Genomic DNA, 325 nt, shown 5'->3' with positions numbered 1-325 from the left:
GGCAGTTTGTGCGGGCGATGGCACTTAATTTGAGAATCTCAGCGCGCCGGTTCTCAAATAAGATGCAAAATGGAGAACCAGGCCACGCCTGACGCCGGCGCGCTATGACATTGAAAACATTAAGAATGTCGTCGGCTTTGTCTGAGGTAATATACCTTGATTGATCACTGAAACGCAGAAAAATATCCCGCCAGATCATTCTCAATTTAACTGCTAAGAATTGCGATATATTCACAAGTTAAGTGCCAATTATCAAATTAAGTGCAGATCTAACCCACTGGAATCGTTGGCTTGGTATTCTCATCATTAAGTGCCACGCGACACC

At 44.3% G+C, this 325-nt stretch carries 1 protein-coding gene; it reads right to left on the bottom strand.

Translation table 11 applies throughout. The annotated features are described in order from the left end of the window. Positions 1–205, bottom strand: a 205-nt coding sequence (locus C9427_RS34615) for a hypothetical protein (protein ID WP_208636466.1), incomplete at its 3' end; no start/stop codon positions are given. Positions 206–325: the final 120 nt, after the last annotated feature.

The organism is Mesorhizobium helmanticense (assembly GCF_003034915.1).
Classification (GTDB): domain Bacteria; phylum Pseudomonadota; class Alphaproteobacteria; order Rhizobiales; family Rhizobiaceae; genus Mesorhizobium; species Mesorhizobium helmanticense.
Note: the sequence above shows the minus strand (reverse complement) of the source record. Positions and strands in the feature narration are given on the sequence as shown.